The organism is Luteimonas aestuarii (assembly GCF_004357985.1).
GTDB classification, from domain to species: domain Bacteria; phylum Pseudomonadota; class Gammaproteobacteria; order Xanthomonadales; family Xanthomonadaceae; genus Luteimonas; species Luteimonas aestuarii.
This window is the reverse complement of the sequence record NZ_SMTF01000013.1, coordinates 60,095-85,286: the sequence shown is the minus strand read 5'-3', so window position 1 is coordinate 85,286 and position 25,192 is coordinate 60,095. Positions and strand designations below refer to the sequence as shown.

The 25,192-nt window shown below is 69.1% G+C and carries 17 protein-coding genes; 11 read left to right on the top strand and 6 right to left on the bottom strand.

What is annotated here, in order from left to right:
• Positions 1-20: 20 nt before the first annotated feature.
• The 5 genes from eda to zwf are packed head-to-tail and all read right to left on the bottom strand — an operon-like array spanning position 21 to position 5,773.
• The gene (gene eda / locus E2F46_RS13800; RefSeq protein WP_133323058.1) at positions 21-683 is read right to left on the bottom strand and encodes a bifunctional 4-hydroxy-2-oxoglutarate aldolase/2-dehydro-3-deoxy-phosphogluconate aldolase; all 663 of its coding nucleotides are present in this window, start codon (positions 681-683) and stop codon (positions 21-23) included.
• Positions 683-2,602, bottom strand: coding sequence for a phosphogluconate dehydratase (edd, locus tag E2F46_RS13795; RefSeq protein WP_133323056.1), 1,920 nt, complete (start codon positions 2,600-2,602; stop codon positions 683-685). The genes eda and edd overlap by 1 nt, the downstream gene beginning before the upstream one ends.
• Positions 2,603-2,628: 26 nt before the next feature.
• The gene (gene pgl / locus E2F46_RS13790; protein ID WP_133323054.1) at positions 2,629-3,357 is read right to left on the bottom strand and encodes a 6-phosphogluconolactonase; all 729 of its coding nucleotides are present in this window, start codon (positions 3,355-3,357) and stop codon (positions 2,629-2,631) included.
• Positions 3,354-4,358: a glucokinase gene (gene glk, locus E2F46_RS13785; RefSeq protein ID WP_133323052.1), complete on the bottom strand. Its 1,005-nt coding sequence runs from the start codon at positions 4,356-4,358 to the stop codon at positions 3,354-3,356. Before glk ends, pgl begins: the two co-directional genes overlap by 4 nt.
• On the bottom strand, positions 4,355-5,773 hold the full coding sequence (zwf, locus tag E2F46_RS13780) for a glucose-6-phosphate dehydrogenase (RefSeq protein WP_133323050.1): 1,419 nt from the start codon (positions 5,771-5,773) through the stop codon (positions 4,355-4,357). The genes glk and zwf overlap by 4 nt, the downstream gene beginning before the upstream one ends.
• Before the next feature lie 690 nt (positions 5,774-6,463).
• Between zwf and E2F46_RS13775 the strand changes: the two genes are divergently transcribed.
• The 10 genes from E2F46_RS13775 to mtnA all read left to right on the top strand — a co-directional run bounded on the left by E2F46_RS13775 (position 6,464) and on the right by mtnA (position 21,455).
• Complete coding sequence (locus E2F46_RS13775) at positions 6,464-7,552, top strand: ABC transporter ATP-binding protein (protein ID WP_133323048.1); 1,089 nt, start codon at positions 6,464-6,466, stop codon at positions 7,550-7,552.
• A gap of 143 nt (positions 7,553-7,695) precedes the next feature.
• A complete protein-coding gene (otsB, locus tag E2F46_RS13770; protein WP_133323046.1) occupies positions 7,696-8,442 on the top strand; it encodes a trehalose-phosphatase in 747 nt (248 codons plus the stop codon).
• Positions 8,439-10,259, top strand: a complete 1,821-nt coding sequence (locus tag E2F46_RS13765; RefSeq protein WP_133323044.1) for a glycoside hydrolase family 15 protein — start codon at positions 8,439-8,441, stop codon at positions 10,257-10,259. Before otsB ends, E2F46_RS13765 begins: the two co-directional genes overlap by 4 nt.
• Positions 10,256-11,659: an alpha,alpha-trehalose-phosphate synthase (UDP-forming) gene (gene otsA, locus E2F46_RS13760; RefSeq protein ID WP_133323042.1), complete on the top strand. Its 1,404-nt coding sequence runs from the start codon at positions 10,256-10,258 to the stop codon at positions 11,657-11,659. The genes E2F46_RS13765 and otsA overlap by 4 nt, the downstream gene beginning before the upstream one ends.
• A 197-nt stretch (positions 11,660-11,856) precedes the next feature.
• On the top strand, positions 11,857-15,360 hold the full coding sequence (gene smc, locus E2F46_RS13755) for a chromosome segregation protein SMC (RefSeq protein WP_133323040.1): 3,504 nt from the start codon (positions 11,857-11,859) through the stop codon (positions 15,358-15,360).
• 34 nt (positions 15,361-15,394) lie between these two features.
• Positions 15,395-16,141, top strand: coding sequence for a cell division protein ZipA (zipA, locus tag E2F46_RS13750; protein ID WP_133323038.1), 747 nt, complete (start codon positions 15,395-15,397; stop codon positions 16,139-16,141).
• Positions 16,142-16,217: 76 nt separating this feature from the next.
• Complete coding sequence (gene ligA, locus E2F46_RS13745; protein ID WP_133323036.1) at positions 16,218-18,722, top strand: NAD-dependent DNA ligase LigA; 2,505 nt, start codon at positions 16,218-16,220, stop codon at positions 18,720-18,722.
• Entirely contained in the window at positions 18,719-19,690 is a 972-nt protein-coding gene (gene epmA, locus E2F46_RS13740; RefSeq protein WP_133323034.1) for an EF-P lysine aminoacylase EpmA, read from the top strand. Before ligA ends, epmA begins: the two co-directional genes overlap by 4 nt.
• A 93-nt stretch (positions 19,691-19,783) precedes the next feature.
• Positions 19,784-20,338, top strand: coding sequence for a DUF3011 domain-containing protein (locus tag E2F46_RS13735; RefSeq protein WP_165967478.1), 555 nt, complete (start codon positions 19,784-19,786; stop codon positions 20,336-20,338).
• Positions 20,339-20,384: 46 nt separating this feature from the next.
• Positions 20,385-21,455 carry an S-methyl-5-thioribose-1-phosphate isomerase gene (gene mtnA, locus E2F46_RS13730; RefSeq protein WP_133323030.1) on the top strand — a complete coding sequence of 357 codons (1,071 nt, stop codon included), beginning with the start codon at positions 20,385-20,387 and terminating at the stop codon, positions 21,453-21,455.
• On the opposite strand, the gene E2F46_RS13725 is transcribed toward mtnA, so the two are convergent.
• Entirely contained in the window at positions 21,452-22,264 is an 813-nt protein-coding gene (locus E2F46_RS13725; RefSeq protein ID WP_165967477.1) for a CPBP family intramembrane glutamic endopeptidase, read from the bottom strand. The two genes, mtnA and E2F46_RS13725, sit on opposite strands and share 4 nt — an antisense overlap.
• A 300-nt stretch (positions 22,265-22,564) precedes the next feature.
• Here E2F46_RS13725 and gyrA point away from each other — a divergent pair, with 300 nt between their 5' ends.
• Positions 22,565-25,192, top strand: a complete 2,628-nt coding sequence (gyrA, locus tag E2F46_RS13720) for a DNA gyrase subunit A (protein ID WP_133323026.1) — start codon at positions 22,565-22,567, stop codon at positions 25,190-25,192.

Below are 25,192 nucleotides of genomic sequence, written 5' to 3'. Positions count from 1 at the left end.
CGCCATGCTCCGCGCAGCGCCTATCCGCGCGCGCGGACCTCGGCGATCAGCTTCGCCGCGTTCTTGGCGCTGTCGCGGACGCGGCGATAGTCGCCCGCTGCGATCCAGTCCTTCGGCACCATCCACGAGCCGCCGATGCACAGCACGTTGGGCTGCGACAGGAATTGCGCGGCGTCGCCTTCACCAATCCCGCCGGTCGGGCACAGTTTCAGCCCGGCCAGCGGACCGGCGAGACCCTTGACCATCGCCAGTCCGCCCACGGCGGTGGCGGGGAACAGCTTGCAGACGCGAAACCCGTGCGCCATCAGCGACAGGAACTCGGTGGGGGTAGCGCCGCCGGGCACGACCGGGATCGGCGCCTGCGCGAGCGCATCGGCCAACGTCGTCGGCGTGCCGGGCGTGACCAGGAAGTCGGCGCCGGCGTCGATGGACTGGCGGATGTGCTGGTCGTTGAGCACGGTGCCGGCACCGATGACGATGTCGGGCAGCTCGTGCTTCAGCGTGGCCAGCGTCTCCAGCGCGGCAGGCGTGCGCAGTGTGAGCTCCAGCGATTTCAAACCGCCATCCAGCAACGCCTCGGCGATGCGACGGCCCTGGTCCACGCTGTCGGCGGTGATGACGGGAAGGATCCCGGCGTCGAGCAGCAGCTGCTCGGCGCGATCCTGCAGGCTTTCGATCGGCATCAGGCGTCCTTGGATTCGTGTGGGGCTTCGGCGGCCAGTGCGGCGTCGTCGCCCAGGTCGTACTCGGCGTCGTAATCCCACGGCCCGCCGTCGCGTGCCGGTGGGCCGCAGGAAATCGACAGGCCGCCACGGTCCGCGGGGGTGGCGAGTTGGCGATTCAATGCGAACAGGTTGCGGCCGATGTCATAGGCGCAGTGCGCAGTGCTTTCGGCCGGGGTACGCGCCTGCCACTCGCTGGCATCCACCAGCGCTTCCAGCGTGCCCGCCTCGCCGTCCAGGCGCATCAGGTCGCCTTCGCGCAGCAGCGCGATCGCGCCGCCCCGTGCGGCTTCCGGCGTGAGGTGGATGGCTGCGGGGAACTTGCCCGAAGCGCCGGACAGCCGGCCATCGGTGACCAGCGCCACGCGCCGACCCTGGTTCTGCAGCATGCCCAGCAACGGCGCCAGCGAATGCAGCTCCGGCATGCCGTTGGCCTTGGGTCCCTGGTAGCGGACGACGGCCACGAAGTGTTCGGGCAGCGCGCCCGCCGCGTGCAGCCTGTTGAGCGCGCGCGGGTCGTCCACCACCACCGCAGGCGCTTCGATGCTGCGGTACTCCGGCTTGACCGCCGACAGCTTGATCAACGAACGCCCCAGGTTGCCGCGCAGCAGGCGCAGTCCGCCCTGGGCCTCGAACGGTGCAGCGGCGGGACGCAGCACGCCGTCATCGGCGCTCTGCGCCACCGAAGGTACGTAGTCGATCGTGCCTTCGGCGAGCCGCGGCTCGTCGGCATACGCGCGCATGCCGCCGGGCACGATGGTGGGCAGGTCGTCGTGCATCAGCCCGGCATCCATCAGTTCGCGGAACACGTAACCGATGCCGCCTGCGGCGTGGAAGCGGTTCACGTCGGCATCGCCGTTGGGGTAGATGCGTGCGAGCAGCGGGACGACCCGCGACAACCCGTCCATGTCGTCCCAGGTCAGCACGACACCCGCGGCGCGGGCGACGGCGATCCAGTGGATGGTGTGGTTGGTCGAGCCACCGGTGGCCATCAGCGCGACCACGGCATTGACGATGGCGCGTTCGTCGATCAGGTGGCCCAGCGGCCGGTAGTCGGCGCCCAGCGCGGTGATGCGCAGCGCGCGTTCGGTGGCGGCGCGGGTCAGTGCCTCGCGCAGCGGCGTATCCGGGTTGATGAAGGACGAACCGGGCAACTGCACCCCCATCGCCTCCAGCAGCACCTGGTTGGAGTTGGCGGTGCCGTAGAAGGTGCAGGTGCCGGCGGAGTGGTAGGAGCCGGCTTCTGCCTCCAGCAGTTCCTCGCGCGTGGCCTCGCCGGCGGCGAAGCGCTCGCGCACCTCGGCCTTGGTCTTGTTGGGGATGCCGGGCGTCATCGGTCCGCCGGGGATGAACACCGCGGGCAGGTGGCCGAAGGCGAGCGCGCCGATCAGCAGGCCCGGCACGATCTTGTCGCAGATGCCGAGGTACACCGCGCTGTCGAACATGTCGTGCGACAGCGAAATCGCGGTGGCCTGCGCGATGATGTCGCGGGAGAACAGCGACAGTTCCATGCCTGCGCGGCCCTGGGTGACGCCGTCGCACATCGCCGGCACGCCGCCCGCGACCTGCGCGGTCGCGCCCAGTGCGCGCGCGTGTCCGCGGATGGCTTCCGGATAGCCCTCGTAGGGCTGGTGCGCCGACAGCATGTCGTTGTACGCGGTGACGATGCCGAGGTTGGGCGTGGCCTCGCCGCGCAGGCGGCGCTTGTCGGTCGGGCCGCAGGCGGCGAAACCGTGCGCGAGGTTGGCGCAGCTCAGGCGGTCGCGCAGCGGGCCGGCCTGGCGCATCGCTTCGATGCCGTCCAGATACGCCTTGCGCGAAGGCGCGCTGCGGCGACGGATGCGTTCGGTGATCTCGTGGAGGCGGGGGTGCAGGGCCATGGGGGAGCCGTGGTTGTGGGCGCCGCTCAGGGGCACCAGTGGATATGCAGGGGAGGGCCGGGCGTGGTGAAGGCGACGCGGGCCGGGAACTCGTGCGGATCGTCGCCGTCGAGCACGCGATCGAGCAGCTTGCGCTTGCTTTCGCCGCGGATCAGCATCAGCCGCGTGTGCGCCGGGGCAAGGCCCGCCGGCGTCAGGCTGATGCGACGCAACAGTTTGCCCGCGCCCGGGCACCCGGTGGCGTCGACCGACACGTATGCCGCCTTGGTCGACAGCGCCTGGTCGAGCCCCTGCATGCCCGGGAACAGCGATGCGGTGTGGCCGTCGTCGCCCATGCCCAGCACGACCACGCCGGGCCGGTTCTGCGCATGCAGGTTGGCGGCGTTGACCGATTCCTCGATGTTGCGGCCGGCACGGGTCAGGGTTTCGAACCGCGCCTTCGCCGCATTGTTCTGCAGCAGGTGTTCGCGGACCAGGCGTGCGTTGCTGTCGGGGTCGTCGGGCAGCAGCCAGCGTTCGTCGACCAGGGCCACGTCGATGCGGCCCCAGTCCAGCGGTGCCTTCGACAGCGCGGCATAGACCGGCGATGGCGTGCTGCCGCCGGACAGCAGCAGGCGCGTGCGCGGCCTGTCCTGCAGGTCGCGGGCCAGCACCGAAGAGATCGCGACGGCCGCGCCCCAGGTCCACTGGGTGGCGGACTCGTAGCTGTGCATGCGCACGCGCGAGCCCTCGATCACTTCGGCGGCCTGGTTCATGGCGCAGCCCCGCAGGGGCCGTGGCAGGCGATCGCGGCCGCGCCCAGCAGCCCGGCGTGGCGATGCAGCACCGCCATCGACGGTACCCGCGCCATGTTCGGCGAGAACCTGCCCTTGTGTTCGAAGCGCTGGCGGAATCCGGAGTGCTGCAGTTCGTCGAGCATCTTCGGCACCAGTCCTCCGGTCAGGAACACCCCGTCCCAGGCGCCCAGCGTCAGCACCAGGTCGCCGGCGATGGCGCCGAACACCGCGCAGAACACATCGACCGCGCGCATGCAGCGCGGATCGCCGGCGCGGGCGCGTTCGGTGATGTCGGCCGGCTGCATCGGGCCGGGATCGACGCCTGCGATCTCGCTCAGCGCGCGATGGATGTTGACCAGGCCGGGGCCGCAGATCAGGCGTTCGTTCGAGACGCGTCCGAACTGCGCCGAGAGCCGGTCGAGGATGTCCAGTTCTTCCGGCGTGCCGGGCGGGAAGCTGACATGCCCGCCTTCGGTCTCCAGCGGATAGTGACGGCCATCGCGCACGACCAGCGCGCCCACGCCGAGGCCGGTGCCGGGACCGATCACCGCATAGGTCCGGTGCTGGCAGTCGGGCTGCTTGCGCCAGCCGCTGCCGCCGATCTGGCGCATGTCCTCCGGCTGCAGCAGCGGGATGGCCATGGCCTGCGCGGCGAAATCGTTGATCAGTTCGATGCGATCGAAGCCGAGCCGCTCGGCGGTGCGACGCTTCGAAATGACCCAGGGATGGTTGGTGATCCGCGCCTCGTCGCCGTCGACCCGCCCGGCAACGGCGAATACCGCCTCGCGGATGCCCGCGTCCTGCAGGCCACAGGCATCGAGATAGTGCCTGGCCGCGTCGGCCAGCGACGGGAAATCCGCGACCGCGAACCCCTGCACGCTGTCGGCCAGCAACGGTTGCTCCGCCGCCGGCGCAGCCAGCGCGAAACGGGCGTTGGTGCCGCCGATGTCGGCCAGCAGGACGCGGCGCCCGGCGTTCACGGCTTGCGCCCGCCGTTGACCGGAAGCGTGGTGGGCAGGAAGTCGGCGGCCTCCGGCGGCCCCCAGGAGCCGGCGGGGTAGTCCTGCACCGGCGTCCCTGCGGCACGCCAGGCGGCGTTGATGCTGTCGATCCAGCGCCACGCGGCCTCGACCTCGTCGTCGCGCACGAACAGCGTCTGGTCGCCCTTGAGCGCATCGATCATGAGTCGCTCATAGGCGATGCGCCGCTTGGGCGGCAGCATCGACAGGTCCAGCGACATCGGTTCGAGTTCGGTCGCGCCCCATTCCGGCGCGGCCAGGCTGCCCATCAGGGTCAGCTCGATGGTTTCTTCGGGCTGCAGCCGCATGCGCAGCCGGTTGGGGCGCGCATGCTGCTTGTCGGGGCGGTCGAACACCCAGTGCGTGACCGGCTTGAAGCGCACGATCACCTCGGTGGCCCGCGCCGGCATGCGCTTGCCGGTGACCAGCCGGAACGGCACGCCTGCCCAGCGCCAGTTGTCGATCCACGCGCGCACCGCGACGAAGGTCTCCACGTCGTACTCGCGGCCGAAGCCCTTGGCCGCCTTGCCGTCGACCACGCCATCGGTATAGCGGCCGCGCACGCTGTCGTTGCCGGCTTCCTCGGCGGTCATCGGGCGCAGCGCGCGCAGCACCTTGCGCTTCTCGTCGCGGATGCTGTCGGCGTCCATCGCCGCCGGTGGCTCCATCGCGATGAGCGCCAGCAGCTGCAGCATGTGGTTCTGCACCATGTCGCGCAGCGCGCCGTAGTCGGCGTAGTAGCCCTCGCGGCCATCGACGCCGCCGGTTTCGGCGACCACGATGTCCACCGAATCGATCCAGCGGTGCTGCCAGACCGCTTCCAGCAGGGCATTGCCGAAACGCAGCGCCAGCAGGTTCTGCACCGGCGCCTTGCCGAGGTAGTGGTCGATGCGGAAGATCCGCGATTCATCCAGCGCCGACTTGAGCGTCGCGTCGATCGCGCGTGCCGATTCCAGGTCGTGCCCGATCGGCTTTTCCAGCACCAGCCGCGACGGCGCTTCCAGCAGCCCGGCCGCCTTCAACCCGCGGCAGGCGGGTTCGAACAGGTTGGGCGGCGTGGACAGGTAGCTGACCGCCGGACGATCAGCGTATTGCGACAGCGCCGCCGCGACGCCGTCGATGTCCTGCAGGTCCAGCGCGTGGTAGCGGATGCGGCGCAGCAGGTCGTCCAGCGCCCCGGCGTTGCGGTCCTCGCCCTGGATGCGGTTGCGCAGCCAGTCGCGGAAGCCGTCGTCGCTGTGTTCGCTGCGGCCGATGGCGACCACGCGGAAGCCTTCCGGCAACTGGCGGTCGCGCAGCAGGTGCAGCAGGGACGGGAACAGGTAGCGCTGTGCGAGATCGCCGGTTGCGCCGAACAGCAACAAAGTGTCATGCATGGGGCGCGTGGTGGAGTCTCGTCAGTGGCGGGAAGGAATCGGCGCCGTGGCGGCCGTGCGATGCAAGATTGCGAGAGTACCAGCGCGGCTGGTCCTTGTGTGCGCGGGGCGGGACGCGTGCGGGTCTGTGTTCGCGCTGTTCGACGGTGCAGGCGCGACCTCTCCCGCGCGCATCCGGGCGGGATGTCTTGCTGGACATGCGCATGCGTACAGGTATCGATGGCGGCGTCGAGGAATGGTTGCGCATGCCATCGATTCGCAGCGCTGCGTGCGGGCGTCGTTGTGCTATGTCTCGTGGCCGCAGCCCGACGCCAGCGCGGGTCCGGTCGACGTCCATCGCGTTCGCTCGCGGAGGGGCGGCTTCGGCGCGCACTGCGCGGTGCGCCGGGCATTGCGCAGGAGCGCGACAGCGCAGGTCGCCGCCCATCGTCCGGGCATGCCGTGCGCACCCGCGCCGCTGGATCCACCGAACCTTCCCCCGGGGTAGCCCGGGTGGGCGCGGCATCTGGAGTGAAGGGAGGGCGGGCAAGGCGACCACGAATCCGGCATGATGGACTGAAAACGATTACATGCCAGAATACCGGCATCCTGTCCCGCCGTCAGTGCCCGGCTGGGCGGATCAGGCAGCCCGGTATCCCGTATTGGGAAGTCCGTGCTGCGAAATGCCGCACTGCATCCTCGAGGAGTGACATGGCCGATGTCCGCCTGAACCAGCTGCGCAAGGTGTATCCCAACGGGCATGTGGCCGTGGCCGATGCCTCGCTGGACATCGCCGACGGCGAGCTGCTGGTGCTGGTGGGGCCGTCGGGCTGTGGCAAGTCCACCCTGCTGCGGATGCTCGCCGGGCTGGAGTCGATCACCTCGGGCACCCTGTCGATCGGCGGCCGCGTGGTGAACGACGTGGCGCCGAAGGACCGGGACATCGCCATGGTGTTCCAGAGTTATGCGCTGTACCCGCACATGAGCGTGGCCGAAAACCTCGCTTTCGGATTGAAGCTGCGCGGGCACGACAAGGCCGCGGTGGCGGCGCGCGTGGCCGATGCCGCCCGCGTGCTGGAACTCGACGGCCTGCTGGATCGCAAGCCCGGGCAACTGTCGGGCGGCCAGCGCCAGCGCGTCGCACTGGGACGCGCGCTGGTGCGGCAGCCGCAGGTGTTCCTGCTGGACGAACCGTTGTCCAACCTCGACGCCAAGCTGCGCACGGGCATGCGCGTGGAGATCGCGCGGCTGCACCGCCAGCTGGGCACCACGATGGTGTACGTGACCCATGACCAGATCGAGGCGATGACGCTCGGCCAGCGCATCGTCGTGCTCAACGAAGGGCGGATCCTGCAGGTGGACACGCCGATGGCGCTGTACGAACGCCCGGCCAACCTGTTCGTCGCCACCTTCCTCGGCAGTCCGGCGATGAACGTGTTCACCGGCACGCTCGACGTGGGCGATGGCCTGCACCTGCGGCTTGCCGGTGGTGCGCGCGTCGGCCTGCCGCCTGGTTTCGACGTGCCCCGGGCGTGGATCGGGCGCGAATGGCACCTGGGCGTGCGTCCTGAGGACCTGCATCGTTGCGAGGCGGATCAGGCGCAGCTGGTGCCCGAGGTGGAAGTGATCGAACCGGTGGGCAGCGAAGCCCTCGCCAACCTCCGCCTGGGCGCGCAGCCGCTGGTGGTGCGGCTGGCGCCACGCAACCTGCCCGCTGTTGGCGATGCCTTGCCGCTGCGCATCGACCCGCATCGCGTGCACCTGTTCGATCCTGCGACCGGCGACGCGCAATCGGTTTGACCGCTGCGCGCAATGTGCGCATCCTGACCCGCATTGACGCGGGCTTTGCGGTGATGCCGTCATCATGGGCAATGCCTGCGTCGCAGCACCTTTGCAGTGATTTGCGAGGTGCCGTGCGCACGACACCCCCCATGACGATGCCCATGCCTGCCACTGCCATTTCGCTGCCATCACCCCCCGTGCCTGCGCGCGACTGGGCGCTGTTCCTCGATGTCGATGGCTGCCTCATCGAATTCACCGACGATCCCGACGACGCCGGCGTGCAGCCGGGCGTGGTCGACCGCCTGCTGGCGCTGTCCGGCATGCTCGATGGCGCACTGGCGCTGGTGAGCGGGCGCCGCATCGCGATGCTCGACCGCATGTTCGCCCCGGCCCTGTTTCCCGCTGCAGGGCTGCACGGACTGGAACGCCGGCTGGATGCCGACATCGTCGCGCTGGCGGAGGAGGGTGGTGCCGACATGCGCGGCGTTGTCGAGGACGCGCGCCAGGCGCTGGCGCCATTCCCTGGCGCGCTGGTGGAAGACAAGGGCGTCGCGTTGGCGCTGCACTGGCGCGCCGCGCCGGAAGCAGCCGCGTCGGCGATGGCGTTCGCAGAGGGCGCGTTGGCCAGATTGTCCGGCTACCGCCTGCAGCCGGGCGACCATGTCGCCGAGCTCAAGCCCGATGCCGCCGACAAGGGCACGGCCATCGCGGCCTTCCTCGAACACGCACCGTTCCGCGGGCGGGTGCCGGTGTTCGCCGGCGACGACCTCACCGACGAGCATGGCTTCGAGGTGGTCAATGCCCGCGGCGGCATCAGCATCCTGGTGGGTGGGCGTACGGACAGCGTGGCCCGGCACGGGCTGGCGGATCCGGCCGCGGTGCGCGACTGGCTGGGAGTGGCACGATGAGCGTCGACGCAACGGCGCCTGGCGCAACGCTTCACCCGGCGTCGCAATCGCTCGACCTCGGCGTGATCGGCAATGGCAGCTTCGGCGCGCTGGTCGATCGCGAGGCGCGCGTGGTGTGGAGCTGCATGCCGGCGTTCGATGGCGATCCGGCCTTCTGCGCGTTGCTGTCGCCGCGCGACCACGCCGGCGGCGATTTCGCCATCGAGCTCGAGGATTTCGAGCGTAGCGAACAGGAATACCTCACCAACACCGCCATCCTGCGCACGGTGCTGCATGACCGCCACGGTAGTGCCGTGGAAATCCTGGATTTCGCGCCGCGCTGGAAGAACAACGGCCGCATCTACCGACCGGTGTCGATCATTCGCAAGCTGCGGCCGCTGTCCGGCACGCCGCGCATCCGCGTGCGCCTGCGCCCGCTGGCGGACTGGGGTGCACGCAAGCCCGAGACCACGTGGGGCAGCAACCATATCCGCTGGCTGCTGCCGGATTTCACAATGCGCCTGACCACCGACGTGCCGGTGCGCTTCGTGCGCGAGGAAACGCCGTTCGTGCTGGCCGATACCGCGCACCTCGTGCTGGGCCCGGACGAATCGCTGCTGCGCTCCATCGCGGGCTATGCCGAGGAGGCGCTGGACCGCACCGTCGAGTACTGGCGTGAGTGGGCGCGCTACCTCTCGGTGCCGCTGGACTGGCAGGACGCGGTGATCCGCAGTGCGATCACGCTCAAGCTGTGCCAGTACGAGGACAGCGGCGCGATCATCGCCGCCATGACCACCTCGATCCCGGAGGCGCCAGGCAGCGTGCGCAACTGGGATTACCGCTACTGCTGGCTGCGCGATGCCGCCTTCGTGGTGCGTGCGCTGAACCGGCTGGGCGCCACCCGCAGCATGGAAGAGTTCCTGCGCTACATCTTCAACATCGCCACCCACGACGGCAGCCTGCAGCCGCTGTACGGCATCGATTTTGCCGAGGAACTCGAGGAAATCGAAGTCGAAAGCCTGGCCGGCTACCGCGGCATGGGCCCGGTGCGCCGCGGCAACCTGGCCTGGGTGCAGAAGCAGCACGATGTGTACGGCAGCGTGGTGCTGGCCTCGACGCAACTGTTCTTCGACCAGAGGCTTGCGCATCCCGGCGATGCCGCCGCGTTCGCGCGGCTCGAACCGTTGGGCGAACGCGCCTTCGCCCTGCACGACCAGCCCGATGCCGGCCTGTGGGAATTCCGTGGCCGCGCGGAGGTGCATACGTACACGGCGGCGATGTGCTGGGCGGCCTGCGACCGGCTGGCGAAGATCGCCGGCAACCTCGGACTCGGCGAGCGCCGCGACCACTGGCGCTCGCGTGCCGACACCATCCATGCGCATACCGTCGAACGTGCCTGGCGCGGACAGGCGGGGCATTTCAGCGCCTCGTTCCAGAGCGACTACCTGGATGCCTCGTTGCTGCTGCTGGCCGACATCGGCTTCCTTTCCCCCGACGATCCGCGCTACGTGTCGACGGTGGAGGCGATCGGCCGCGACCTGCGCAGGGGCGACGCGCTGTTCCGCTACATTGCGCCGGACGACTTCGGCGAGCCCGAAACCAGCTTCACCATCTGCACGTTCTGGTACATCGACGCGCTGGCCGCGATCGGTCGAACCGACGAAGCCCGCGCGATGTTCGAGCGCGTATTGTCGCGCCGCAACCACCTCGGCCTCCTGTCCGAGGACACCGCGTTCGAGGACGGCGAGGCCTGGGGCAACTTCCCGCAGACCTATTCGCACGTGGGCCTCATCATCGCGGCGATGCGGCTGTCGCGTTCATGGCAGGAAGCGTCGTGAGCCGACTGGTCGTCGTGTCCAACCGCGTGGCCGTGCCGGGCGAGAACCGTGCGGGTGGGCTGGCGGTTGCCTTGCAGGCGGCGCTCGAAGAAAAAGGAGGGCTGTGGTTCGGCTGGAGCGGCAGGACCGTGCGCGAGGCCAGTGGCGCGCTGCACGAGCAGTCCGAGGGCGACATCCGCTTCGTCACCATGGACCTCAACAAGCGCGACCACGACGCCTACTACAACGGCTTCGCCAACCGCACGCTGTGGCCGCTGCTGCATTTCAGGCTGGACCTGGTCGACTACTCGCGCGAAACCCGTGAGGGCTATCGCCGCGTCAACGCACTGTTCGCCGACAAGCTGGCGCCGCTGCTGCGCGAGGACGACACGGTCTGGATCCACGACTACCACCTGATCCCGCTGGCGGCGCTGCTGCGCGAACGCGGCATCGGCTGCCGCATGGGGTTCTTCCTGCACGTACCGATGCCGTCGCCCGACCTGATGGCGGCCATGCCGGACCACGCGCGGCTGTTCTCCACGCTGTACTCCTACGACCTGATCGGCTTCCAGACCCAGCGCGACGTCGAGCGCTTCCAGGACTACGTGCGCCTGTTCGGCGGCGGCCGCGTGTTCGGCGATGGCGTGCTGGAAGCACCCGGTGGACGCAGGCTGCGCGCGGCGGCGTTCCCGATCAGCATCGATACCGCGCACATCGCCAGCCAGTCGGTCGCGGCGATCAACAAGCCCGCCGTGCGCGACTTGCGCCGCAGCCTCGAACCCAGGCTGCTCGCGATCGGGGTGGATCGGCTGGATTACTCCAAGGGCTTGCCCGAGCGTTTCCATGGGTTCGAGCGCTACCTTGAACGCCATGCCGGCGAACGCGGCAGCCTGACCTACCTGCAGATCGCGCCGGTCTCGCGCGGCGACGTGACCGAGTACCGGCAACTGCGCAACCAGCTGGAGCAGATCGCCGGCCACATCAACGGCAACCACGCCGTGCCCGACTGGACCCCGCTGCGCTACGTCAACCGCAACTTCGCCCACGCCACGTTGACCGGGTTCTACCGGCTGGCGCGGCTGGGGCTGGTCACGCCGTTGCGCGACGGCATGAACCTTGTGGCGAAGGAATTCGTGGCGGCGCAGGACCCGGAAGACCCGGGGGTACTGGTGCTGTCGCTGCTGGCCGGCGCCGCGCAGGAGATGAAGGAAGCGCTGCTGGTCAACCCGCACGACCTGGATGGCGTGGCCGATGCCATCGCCACCGCGGCCAACATGCCCAAGGCGCAGCGGATCGAACGCTGGCGGGCAATGATGGACCGGCTGGAGGAGTTCGACATCCATGCCTGGCGGCGTGCCTACATGGCGGTGCTGGAAGGCGAACCCGCCTTGTGGGCGCCGGCAGCGCCGGCGTCCGCTTGAATGGGGGTCGATGGCACCGGGGCCGGTGCGGCGACGATCCTGCGCATGCCCGTTATACTCGGCCACCAGCGCGGCTTTCCCGCCGCAAGTGCGCCAATCCGGTCAATGGCTTGGCGTAATGACTTCAACCTGAATCACATCTAGCCGGCGGCGCGTCCCGAAGGGAGTCGGTGCGGCCGGTGGAAGCCCAACGCCGCATGCGCCTGTCCACCATCAAGCTGTCCGGATTCAAGTCCTTCGTCGATCCCACCACGCTGCACCTGCCGACCAACATGACCGGCGTGGTCGGCCCGAACGGGTGCGGCAAGTCGAACATCATCGACGCGGTGCGCTGGGTGATGGGCGAAAGCTCGGCCAGCCGCCTGCGCGGCGACTCGCTGACCGACGTGATCTTCGCCGGCTCCACCGCCCGCAAGCCGGTGTCGCAGGCCACGGTCGAACTGATCTTCGACAACTCCGACCACACCATCGCCGGCGAGTACGCCGCGTTCAACGAGATCTCGGTCAAGCGCACGGTCAGCCGCGACGGCCAGAGCAGCTACTACCTCAACGGCGCCAAGTGCCGCCGCCGCGACATCACCGACCTGTTCCTCGGCACTGGCCTGGGGCCGCGCAGCTACTCGATCATCGAGCAGGGCATGATCAGCCAGGTCATCGACGCCAAGCCCGAAGAACTGCGCGTGTATCTGGAGGAAGCGGCCGGCATCTCCAAGTACAAGGAGCGGCGCAAGGAAACCGAAACCCGCATCCGCCACACCCGCGAGAACCTCGACCGCCTGGGCGACCTGCGCGAGGAGATCGGCAAGCAGCTGCAGCATCTTGCGCGGCAGGCGAAGCAGGCCGAGCAGTACACCGCCATCCAGGCCGAGCGCAGGATCCGCGACGCGGAATGGAAGGCGCTGGAGTTCCGCGCGCTCGACGCCGAACTGCAGGGCCTGCGCGAAGGGCTGTCGCAGGAGGAAACCCGCCTGCAGCAGCTGATCGCCGAACAGCGCGAGGCCGAACGCGAACTGGAAACCGGCCGCGTGCGCCGCGAGGAGGCCGCCGAGGCGCTCAACAAGGCGCAGGCCGAGAGCTACGAAGTCGGCGGCACGCTGGCCCGGGTGGAGCAGCAGATCGCGCACCAGCGCGAGTTGACCGAGCGCCTGCACAAGGCGCGCGAGGAAACCCGCCACGCGCTGGAAGAGATCGGTGCGCACATCAGCGGCGACGAAGCGCGGCTGGAGGTGCTGCAGTCCGCCATCGCCGATGCCGAGCCGCAGCTCGAGGCGTTGCGCGACGACGACGGCATCCGGCAGGAGGCGCTGCGCAACGCCGAGGAAGCGCTGGCCGACTGGCAGCAGCGCTGGGAAGCGCATACGCGCGAGCAGGGCGAGGCCTCGCGGGCCGGGGATGTCGAGCGCACGCGCGTCGACTACCTTGATCGTCAGTCGCTGGAAGCCGACCGCCGCCGCGAACAACTCGGCAGCGAGCGTGCCGGCCTGGATCTGGTGGCGCTGATCGAGGCGTTCGAAGCGTTGCAGGTCCAGCACGACGAACATCGTGAGTCGCTCGACGGGCTGACCCTGGAACTCGAAGAGCGCAAGCAGGCCGCGGTGGAGCTGCAGGACCAGCAGCGCAGCGCACAGAATGACTTGTCCGAAGTTCGCAAGCAGGCGCAGCAGGCGCGTGGCCGCCTGTCCTCTCTCGAAACGCTGCAGCACGCCGCACTGGGGCAGGAGCAGGGCGTGGCCGTGGAATGGTTGCGCCAGCGCGGGCTGGATTCGGCCGCGCGCGTGGGCGAGCAGCTGGTGGTCGAGCCGGGCTGGGAAAATGCCGTCGAAGGCGCGCTGGGCCAGTTGATCGAGGGCGTACTGGTGGATGCGCCCGAGGCGCTGGTCGATGCGCTGGGCGAGCTGGGCGAGGGCCGGCTGGCGCTGGTGTCGGCCGCGACCGGCGAGGCCAGCTTCGCGCCGACCTCGCTGGCGGCCAAGGTGCAGGGGCCGCTGGCGGTCCGTCGCCTGCTGTCGCGCCTGCACGGTGCCGACAGCCTGGCCGATGCCCGCGCGCTGCAGGCGCGGCTGGGCGAGGGCGAATCGGTCATCACCCGCAACGGCGAACGCCTGGGGGCCGGTTGGGTGCGCGTGGTGCGCTCCGGTGCGGCCAAGCAGGGCGCGCTGCTGCGCGAGCGCGAGATCAAGACGCTGCGCGGCGAGATCGAGGAACTGCAGGCGCGCGAACAGGAACTGGAGTCGGCGATCGGTTCTGGCCGCGAGCGCCTGCTGGCGGCCGAGCAGCAGCGCGAGGAAGCGCAGCGCCAGCTGTATCTCGCGCACCGCAGCGTGTCGGAGCTGGCTGGCCAGTTGCAGAGCCAGCAGGGCCGGCTGGACTCGGCCAAGGCGCGGATCGAGAAGATCGACGCCGAACTGGCGCAACTGGGCGAGACCGTGGAATCCAGCGGGCAGCAGGCGCGTGAAGCCCGCGGCAAGCTCGAGGACGCCGTCGGCCGCATGGCCGAGCTGGAATCGGCGCGCGGCGCGCTGGAAGCCGAGCGGCGCGCCCTCGTGGAAGCCCGCGACGCCGCGCGCAATGCCGCGCGCGAATCCCGCGATGCCGCACACGCGCTGGCGCTGACGCTGGAATCGCAGCGCGCCCAGGTGGTGGCGCTGGCGCAGGCCTTGCAGCGCATGGGCGGCCAGCGCGGCCAGCTCGACGCACGCCTGGGCGAACTGGCGGCGCAGCTGTCCGATGGCGATTCGCCGGTCGCCGCGCTGGAACAGCAGCGCCAGGCCGCGCTGGAACAGCGCGTCGACGCCGAGCGCCGGCTGGGGGCCGCACGTTCCGCACTGGAAGGCGTGGACAACGAACTGCGCGGCTTCGAACGCACCCGTCACGAGCGCGAAGAGCAGGCCGTGACCCAGCGCGAGGCCATCTCGCAGCGCCGCCTCGACCAGCAGGCACTGGCGATCCGTGCCGAACAACTCAGCGCGGCCGTGGTCGAGGCCGGCTTCGCGATGGACGAGGTGATCGCCAATCTCGCCGCCGAAGCCACCGCACCGGCGTGGGAGAAGATGGTCGCCGACTTCGACGCCAGGCTGCGCCGGCTGGAGCCGGTCAACCTAGCCGCGATCGCCGAGCACGCCGAGGCCGCGCAGCGCAAGGAGTACCTGGACGCGCAGGACGCCGACCTCAACAGCGCGCTGGAAACGCTGGAAGACGCCATCCGCAAGATCGACCGCGAGACCCGAGGCCGCTTCAAGGACACCTTCGACCGCGTCAACGCCGGCGTGCAGGAGCTCTACCCGCGCCTGTTCGGCGGCGGCCATGCCTACCTCGAACTCACCGGCGACGACCTGCTCGACACCGGCGTGGCGATCATGGCGCGGCCCCCGGGCAAGCGTGTGTCCAACATCTCGCTGCTGTCCGGTGGCGAGAAGGCGATGACCGCGGTCGCGCTGGTGTTCGCCATCTTCCGCCTCAACCCGGCGCCGTTCTGCCTGCTGGACGAGGTGGACGCGCCGCTGGACGAGGCCAACGTCGGCCGCTTCACCAACATGGTCGGCGAGATGAGCGAGACCGTGCAGTTCCTGTTCGTCACCCACAACAAGGCGACGATGGAGGCCGCATCCCAGCTCAGCGGCGTTACCATGCGCGAGCCGGGCGTCAGCCGCCTGGTGTCCGTCGACCTGGCCGAGGCCGCGCGCCTGGCCGGCGCGGCATGAGCGCCAGCCCCATCATCGCCACCCGGAGGCCCGCATGACCGAATTGCGCATTGGCATCCTCGTCGCCGGCCTGCTGCTGATCGCGGCGATCTGGTACTTCGGCTCGCGGCCCCGCAAGGGGCAGGGCAGGCGCCTGCCGGCCGAGCCGCGCGAACACGCCGGCGGCGACCGCATGGAGCCCACGCTGGGCGCGCAGATCGAGCAGGACATCGCCGCCTCGCACGACTACAGCAGCGACGAGGCGGTGCAGGCCGAGATGGAGCTGATCGATTCGGCGGTGGGCGGCGCGCCTTCGCCGAACAGCGAGCTGGGCAAGCGCGTCAACGACGACTTCGACAGGATCGTCACGCTCTACGTCGCGGCGAAGGCCGGGCAGGTGTTGCGCGGACCGGACATCGTGGTCGCCGCCGAGAAGGCCGGCCTGACCTATGGCCATATGAACGTGTTCCACCGCCTGGTCGAAAGCCATCCCGAGCGTGGCCCGATCTTCAGCGTGGCCAACATCCGCAAACCGGGCAGTTTCGAGATGTCCGAGATCCAGGCGCTGGAAACCCCGGCCATTGCGTTCTTCCTCACCTTGCCGGCGCCCGTGGGCGCGCTGGACGCGTGGGACGCGATGTTGCCCACCGCGCAGCGCATGGCCGAACTGCTCGATGGCGTGGTGCTGGACGAGCAGCGCAACGCGCTGGGCCGCCAGCGCATCGCGGGCCTGCGCGACGAGATGCGGGCCTGGGACCGCGAGCACGAAGTGCCGCCGGTGACGCGCAGCCCGCGCTGGTGAACTGGAGTCGTCTTCCGGGAACGGAAGGCGCTGCCATGGCGGATGAAGGCAGACAGTCGATCGTGATCTCCGCGAAATGAGCAACCCCGCACAACGCATCGCCGCGCTACGTCTCCAGCTGGAAGACGCCAACCACCGCTACTACGTGCTCGACGATCCGGCGATCCCGGATGCCGAGTACGACGCCCTGCTGCGTGAACTGGAAGCGCTGGAAATCGAGCATCCCGAACTGGCCAGCGACGATTCGCCTACGCGCACCGTGGGCACGCGTCCGGAGGGTGGCTTCCCCGAAGTGGCGCATGCCATCCCGATGCTTTCGCTGGCAAACGCGTTCGAGACGCCAGGCGTTGCCGACGATGCCGACGACCGCGCGCGCTACGCCGAGGTCGCCGATTTCGTGCGACGGATCGAGCAGAAGCTCGATATCAGCGACCCGGTGTTCTCGGTCGAACCGAAGCTCGACGGGCTGGCGATCAGCCTGCGCTACGAGGATGGGGTGTTCATGCAGGGCGCCACGCGTGGCGACGGCGCGACGGGAGAGAACGTCACCGCCAACCTGCGCCAGGTGCGCGCGGTGCCGCTGAAGCTGCGCGAGTCCGGCACTCCGGTGCCGTCCGTGTTTGAAGTTCGTGGCGAGATCTACATGCCGCGCAAGTCCTTCGCCGAGTGGAACGCGAAGGCGCTGGAGAATAACGAGAAGCTGCTGGCCAATCCACGCAATGGTGCGGCCGGCTCGCTGCGGCAGCTCGATCCGGCGGTGACGCGCCGCCGCCCGCTGGCCTTCTTCGCCTATTCGGTGGGCGAAGTGCGCGGGCTGGAGTTGCCGGAGACACATTCGCAGACACTTGCGTTGCTGCGCACGTTCGGGTTTCCGGTGGCGCCCGAAGCCGATACCGCCACCGGGTTCGATGGCCTGATCGCGTACTTCCGCCGCATTGGCACGGCGCGCGACAGCCTGCCCTACGACATCGACGGCGTGGTCTACAAGCTCGACGACTACGACCAGCAGCGGGTGATGGGCTTCGTCTCGCGGGCGCCACGCTGGGCGCTGGCGCACAAGTTCCCGGCGCAGGAGCAGTCCACAGTGCTGCGCGCGATCGAAGTGCAGGTGGGTCGTACCGGCGCGATCACGCCCGTGGCACGACTCGAGCCGGTACAGGTCGCGGGCGTCACCGTGACCAACGCGACGCTGCACAACGAGGACCAGATCCGCCGCCTCGACGTGCGCGAGGGCGATACCGTGATCGTGCGTCGCGCCGGCGACGTGATCCCCGAGGTAGTGCGCGTGATCGAGGAACGTCGCCCGGCTGGCACGGTCGAGTGGTCGATGCCGGCCACATGCCCGGTCTGCGGCTCCGAACTCGTGCGCGAGGAGGGTGCGGCGGCCTGGCGCTGCACCGGCGGCCTGACCTGCTCCGCGCAGCGCAAGGAGGCCGTGCGCCATTTCGCGTCGCGCCGTGCGATGGACATCGAAGGCCTGGGCGACAAGCAGGCAGAAGCGCTGGTCGAGTTCGGGTTCGTGCATTCGCCTGCCGACCTGTACACGCTGACCGTCGCGGACCTGGTGCGGATGAAAACGGCGCTGGATGCCGCGACCGCCGCCGATTTCCTGCAGGCGGTGTCCGACAGCAAGGGTGCGCTCGCGCTGGACACGGAAGGACAGCGCATCCTCGCGCAGGACGATTTCGACTGGAAGGATGCCGGCTTCCTGCGTTCGCACCTGGCCGTCGAACCGGACGGCAAGCTCGCGACGAAATGGGCCGGGAACCTGGTCGCCGGCATCGATGCCAGCCGTGCCACCACGCTGGCGCGGTTCCTGTTCGCACTGGGCATCCCGCACCTGGGCGAGACGACGGCGAAGTCTCTGGCGCAGTGGCTCGGGTCGCTCGACTTCGTGCGCAGCACGCCCGCCGTGGTGCTGCAGGCGCTGCCGGACATCGGCGGCGAAGTGGGGCGATCGATTGCCACGTTCTTCGAACAGCCTGGCAACGCCGGCGTGGTCGATGCCCTGCTCGCGGCCGGCATCACCTTCAGCGACGAGGCGCCGCCTTCGGCCGCGCTGCGCGAGCGACTGGGGCTTTCGCACCTGCTGTCGACGTTGCCGGTGGACAAACTCGGCGACAAGAGCGCGCAGCGCCTGGCGGAGACCTACGGCACGCTCGACGCCTTGCTGCGCGCCAACGCCATCGGTTGGGCCGGTGCCGGCGCGTCTATGGCCGGCGCGGAGAACCTTGCCGCGTACCTGGCCGATGCCCAGGCGTTGGCGGCATTGCGCGCGACCGATGCGGCGATGCGTCGCCTGCTGGATGCCGCGCCCGAGCGCGCCGTTGCAGCCAGTGGCCCGCTCGACGGCAAGACCGTGGTGCTGACCGGCAGCCTGGCCGCCATGACCCGCGACGAGGCCGGCGCGAAGCTCGAGGCGCTGGGTGCGAAGGTGGCCGGCAGTGTGTCGAAGAAGACGCAGCTGGTGGTGGCCGGCGAAAGCGCGGGATCCAAGCTGGCGAAGGCACGGGAGCTCGGTATCGAGGTCTGGGACGAAGAGGCCTTGCTGTCTTTCCTGCAAGCCCACGGCGCGTCGTGACGGATTGGCAGCCAAGCGCATCGGTCGATGCGCTGCGCCTGCGCGCCCGGCTCAATGCCGTGGTGCGCGCATTTTTCGCTGAGCGCGACGTGCTGGAGGTGGAGACGCCGCTGATGTCGCGCGCAGGCAATACCGATCCCAACATCGCTTCGTTCGCGCTCGGGTTTTCCGGTCGCGTCGAAGACGGACCGCGCACGCGCTGGCTGCGCACGTCGGCGGAGTTCCCCATGAAACGGCTGCTCGCGGCCGGGATCGGGGACTGCTACGAACTGGGACGCGTGTTCCGCGATGGCGAGGCTGGCGGACGGCACAACCCCGAGTTCACGATGCTGGAGTGGTATCGCATCGGTCGGGATCATCTGCAGCTGGCCGACGAAACCGTCGAACTGGTGCAGGCCGCGCTGGCGCTGGTGCAGCGCGAGGCTTCGGTCGCGCGCATCACCTTCCGCGACCTGTACCGCGACACGCTGGGACTGGACCCGATGACCGCCGGCATCGAAGTCTTGCAGGAGGCATTCGACGGCGACATCGATCCCGCCGGCCTGACCCGCGACGACTGGCTGGACCTGCTGATGACGCATCGCATCCAGTCGCGGTTCCCGCCCAACCAGCTGTTGGCCGTGCACGACTACCCCGCCTCGCAATGCGCGCTTGCGCGGGTGGTGCGGCGCGACGACGTCGACGTGGCCGAGCGCTTCGAGCTGTACCTCGGGCCGCTCGAACTGGCGAACGGCTACCACGAGCTGGTCGATGCAGATGAGCAGCATGCGCGCTTCCAGCGCGACCTGGGCCTGCGTGCAACGCGCGGCCAGATGCAACCGTCGATGGATGCGGCGCTCATGGACGCCATGCGTGCCGGGCTGCCCGCATGCGCAGGCGTGGCGCTCGGCATCGACCGCCTGCTGATGGCAATGCGTGGAAGCGTTTGCATCGACGACGTGCTGGCGTTCGGCTTCAACCGCGCATGAATGCGGGCCACGGAGGGGTCAACAAGTAGCGGGTGCAGGGCGTTTCCATTCGTGCAGGCGCAGGTGCCTGTCACGAACGCCGGAGGAAATGCCATGAACAAGTCCATGACCGCTTTGATCGCAGGCGCGACGATGGTGCTCGCCGGCGGCGCTGCACACGCGCAGTCCGCGGGCTACCACGGTGGCTTCGCATCGGCAGGCTTCGGGCGACCGGGGCATCCTGCGGCCGGTCAGGTGGTCCGCTGCGAATCGCAGAACCATCGTCGACAGCATTGCCGCGTCGATACGCGCGGTGGCGTAACCCTGGTGCGGCAGCTGTCGAACCAGCGCTGCGTGCAAGGGCGCAACTGGGGCCATGACCGCAACGGCGTATGGGTGACCAACGGCTGTCGGGCGGAGTTCGCCGTGGGTCGTGGCGCGCAGCATCGTCCCGGCCAGCGCCCTGTGCCTCCGGTCGCGGCCGGCCACACCGTGCGCTGCGAGTCGAACAACCACGGCCATCGTCGCTGCAATATCGCGGTGAACCGCAGCGTGAGCCTGGTCCGCCAGCTTTCGGATGCGCGCTGTGTCAGTGGCCGCACCTGGGGCTGGGATCGCGGCGGCATCTGGGTCGACCGTGGCTGCCGCGCCGAGTTCGCGGTCCGCTAGGCCCTGCTGACGCATGGCGTCGGTCGTGCGCCGGTACACTGCGCGCATGACCGACGCCATCGATTACGCCCGCTACGACCGCATCCGCCCGATCCGCTGGACCGGCGATGCGCTCGAACTGCTGGACCAGCGCAAGCTCCCGTTTACCGTCGAATACCTTGCATGCCGCACCGGCGACGAAGTGGCCGCTGCCATCCATGCCCTCGCCGTGCGCGGCGCGCCGGCGATCGGCATCGCGGCCGCCTGGGGCGTGGCGCTGGCCGCGCGTGAGGCGGATGCCGGTAGTGCCGCCGAGGCCGCGGTTGCACTGGAACCTGCGATGCAGCGCCTCAACGCGGCGCGGCCAACCGCGGTCAACCTGGCGTGGGCACTGGCGCGGATGCGCGCGGCGCTGCTGCGTGCACAGGCGGGCGACGGCAGCGACTGGCGCGACGCACTGGAAGCCGAGGCGCGCGCGATCGAGACCGAGGACCTCGCGGCCAACCATGCGATGGGCATCCTCGGCGCTTCGCTGATCGCACCGGGCAGTGGCGTGCTCACCCACTGCAATACCGGTTCGCTGGCGACGGCGGGCTTCGGCACCGCGCTGGGCGTGATCCGCGCCGGCGTGGCGCAGGGCAAGGTGGGCAAGGTGTTCGCGGGCGAGACCCGCCCGTGGCAACAGGGTGCACGCCTGACCGCCTGGGAGCTGATGCAGGACGGCATCCCGGCCACGCTGATCGCCGACTCCGCCGCCGCCCACCTGATGAAGACCGGTGCGGTGCAATGGGTGGTCGTGGGTGCGGACCGTATCTGTGCGAATGGCGATGTCGCCAACAAGATCGGCACCTACCAGCTGGCCATCGCCGCGCGCCACCACGGGGCGAAGTTCATGGTGGTGGCACCGTCGTCCACGGTGGACATGGACACCGCCTCGGGCGAGTCGATCGAGATCGAGGAGCGCGACCCTACCGAGCTGTTCGCCATCGGCGGCACCCGCACCGTGGCCGAGGGCGTGCCCGCGTGGAACCCGGTGTTCGATGTCACGCCTGCCGGCCTGATCGATGCCATCGTGACCGAGAAGGGCATCGTCGAGCGGCCGGATACCGCGTCGATGCGGGCGCTGTTCGCCGCCTAGCGCCCCGCCGCCCGCGCTCGCGCGTCGCGTGCCTGCGCAAGGATCGACAGCACCACGCCATACACCGCGCTCGGCAGGGCGACGAACGCAAGCACCTGAATCGCCATTGCGTTGCCCACGGTGAAGTGGCCGTGTGCGAGCAACCATTGGGTTGCGATCATCAGTGCGGCATGGAAGCCGATCGGCCAGCCGAGGTTGCCGCCGAGCAAGCGGAGCCCGCCGAGGATCAGCGCGAAGCCCGGCAGGAACGACCACTGTCCCGGCGCATCGGTCGCGCCGATGGCCCAAGCGAACAGGACGAACAGCACGGTCTGTGCAACCACCGCCAGCCATGGGGCGATGCGACGCGCGAGCGTCCCCTGCAGGTAACCGCGGAACAGCAGTTCCTCGGGAATCGCCTCGATCAGCAGCACGGCCGGAACCAGCAGGGCGAGCGAGGCGAGTGCCGCAGGCCAGTCGCTGGTCATGTGCACACTGGCCAGGCCCAGCCATAGCAGCAGGAGGGTGGCCGGTACGGCGGTGAGCAACCAGAGGCCGGCGGCGGCGAATGCGCCGCGCAGCACGTCGCTTGCATGTTCGATGCCAAGCGACGGAAGTCCCGGCCGGTCCATGCGCACTGCAGCGAACAGGTAGCCGCAAACCAAGGTGGTGATGACCGCGCCGGCGAGCAATCGATGCGCAGGCGTGGCCGCGTCGGGCAACAGCGACATGCCGATCTTCCAGATCGCGATGCAGGCCAGCAGGGCGGCGGCGATCCGCAGCAGCAGGCTGGTGGTGGTGATCGCAGGCGATGGGGGAGGGTTATGCATGGTGTGGCTCTCGTGGCGATTGCATGTCATTTTCAACGCATGCGTCGCGCCTCGAAACTGACAGCTGTCAGCCATCCGCTGCGCCGACAATCCAGCCTTATGGGCGCGACCACGATGATGCCGTGGAGATGGCCTGCAAGTGCTTGTTTTTGCGCCGGAAAATCGTGGTGGAAATGGGCCCTTCGTGGTATCATCCATGCACTGTTTCCGGCGGGGCCTGAAGGCCCCGTCGCCACGTTTCCGGGCACCGCCTGATACAGGCGTCGAACGGCCCGGCACAACCAGGATGCAATTGATTCGATGACCGATCTCGCCAAGGAAATCATCCCGGTCAACCTCGAAGACGAAATGCGCCGCAGCTACCTCGATTACGCGATGAGCGTGATCGTGGGCCGCGCATTGCCGGACGTGCGCGACGGCCTCAAGCCGGTGCACCGCCGCGTGCTCTTCGCGATGAACGAGCTGGGCGCGCACAGCAACAAGCCGTACTACAAGTCGGCGCGTATCGTCGGTGACGTCATCGGTAAATACCACCCGCACGGCGACCAGTCGGTGTACGACACGCTGGTGCGCATGGCGCAGCCGTTCTCGCTGCGCTACATGCTGGTGGACGGGCAGGGCAACTTCGGTTCCATCGACGGCGACAACGCCGCGGCGATGCGTTACACCGAAGCGCGCATGGCCAGGCTCACCCACGAGCTGATGGCCGACATCGACAAGGAAACGGTCGACTTCCAGCTCAACTACGACGAGAAGGAACAGGAGCCGACGGTCATGCCGACCCGGTTCCCGAACCTGCTGGTCAACGGTTCGGCCGGTATTGCGGTCGGCATGGCGACCAACATCCCGCCGCACAACCTGGGCGAGGTGGTCGATGCGCTGATCGCGCTGATCGACAATCCGGAGATCGACATCGACGGGTTGATGGAGCACATCCCCGGCCCGGACTTCCCGACCGCGGGCATCATCAATGGCGTCGGCGGCATCCACCTGGCGTACCGGACCGGCCGCGGTCGCGTGCGCATGCGCGCGCGCGCCGAGGTGGAAGTGGCCGACAACGGCCGCGAGTCGATCATCGTCACCGAGATCCCCTACCAGGTGAACAAGGCGCGGTTGATCGAGAAGATCGCCGAGCTGGTGAAGGAGAAGAAGCTCGAAGGCATCAGCGAGCTGCGCGACGAGTCCGACAAGGACGGCATGCGCATCTACATCGAGGTCAAGCGCGGCGATTCGGCCGAGGTGGTGCTGAACAACCTCTATTCGCAGACGCAGATGGAGTCGGTGTTCGGCATCAACATGGTGGCGCTGGTCGATGGCCGCCCGCAGCTGCTGAACCTCAAGCAGATCCTCGAGGCCTTCGTCCGCCACCGCCGCGAGGTGGTCACGCGCAGGACCATCTTCGAGCTGCGCAAGGCGCGCAACCGCGCCCACATCCTCGAAGGCCTGACCGTCGCGCTGGCCAACATCGACGAGATGATCGAGCTGATCAAGACGTCGGAGAATCCGAATGTCGCCCGCGAGCGGATGCTGGCGCGGCGCTGGGAACCCGGCCTGGTCGGCACGCTGCTCGCCGCCGCCGGCGCCGAGGCCTCGCGGCCTGAAGACCTGCCGGCCGGCGTGGGCCTGGTCGAGGGCACCTACCAGCTCACCGAAGTGCAGGCGCAGCAGATCCTCGAGATGCGCCTGCACCGCCTGACCGGGCTGGAGCAGGAAAAGCTGACCGAGGAATACCGCCAGCTGCTGGACACCATCCGCGGCCTGATCGAGATCCTCGAACACCCCGACGTGCTGCTGGAGGTGATCCGCACCGAGCTGCGCAACGTCAAGGAAGAGTTCGGCGACGAACGCCGCAGCGAGATCCGCGCCAGCGAGGAAGACCTGGACATCCTCGACCTGATCGCGCCGGAAGACGTGGTGGTCACGCTGTCGCACGCCGGCTACGCCAAGCGCCAGCCGGTCACCGCCTACCGTGCGCAGAAGCGCGGTGGCCGTGGCCGCAACGCCGCGGCCACCAAGGACGAGGATTTCATCGACCAGCTGTGGCTGGTCAATACGCATGACACGCTGCTTACCTTCACCAGTGCCGGCCGCGTGTTCTGGCTGCCGGTGCACCAGTTGCCCGACGCTGGCCCGCAGGCGCGCGGTCGCCCGATCATCAACTGGATCGCACTGGAGGAAGGCGAGAAGGTGCAGGCGGTGGTGCCGGTGCGCGAGTACGAGGCCGACAAGTACGTGTTCTTCGCCACCCGCAACGGCACGGTGAAGAAGACGCCGCTGACCGAGTTCGCCTATCGCCTGGCGCGCGGCAAGATCGCGATCAACCTCGACGAGGGCGATGCGCTGGTCAACGCCGAACTGACCGACGGCAGCCGCGACGTGATGCTGTTCGCCAGCAACGGCAAGGCCGTGCGCTTCGACGAGGGTTCGGTGCGGTCGATGGGCCGCACCGCGACCGGCGTGCGCGGCATCCGCCTGGCCGCGGGCGAGACGGTGCGCAGCCTGATCGTGGTCGACGGCGACGGCGACATCCTCACCGCCAGCGAACGCGGCTACGGCAAGCGCACGCCGCTGGACGAGTATCCGAAGAAGGGCCGCGGTACCCAGGGCGTGATGGCGATCAAGACCAGCGAGCGCAATGGCGCGCTGGTCGGTGCCATCCAGCTCAGCGACCACCACGAGGTGCTGCTCATCTCCGACGGCGGCACCCTGGTGCGCACGCGCGCGGCCGGGATCGCCCAGGTCGGCCGCAACACCCAGGGCGTGACCCTGATGCGGTTGGCCAAGGACGAAAGCCTGCAGGCGATCGAACGCATCGATGTGTCGCTTGACGATGAGAACGATCTCGCTGGCGAGCCCGTGCCAGGTGCCGACGTCGTGCCCGTCGCAGGCGAGCAGGGTGGGATCGACGAGGATCGTCCGCTACCCTGA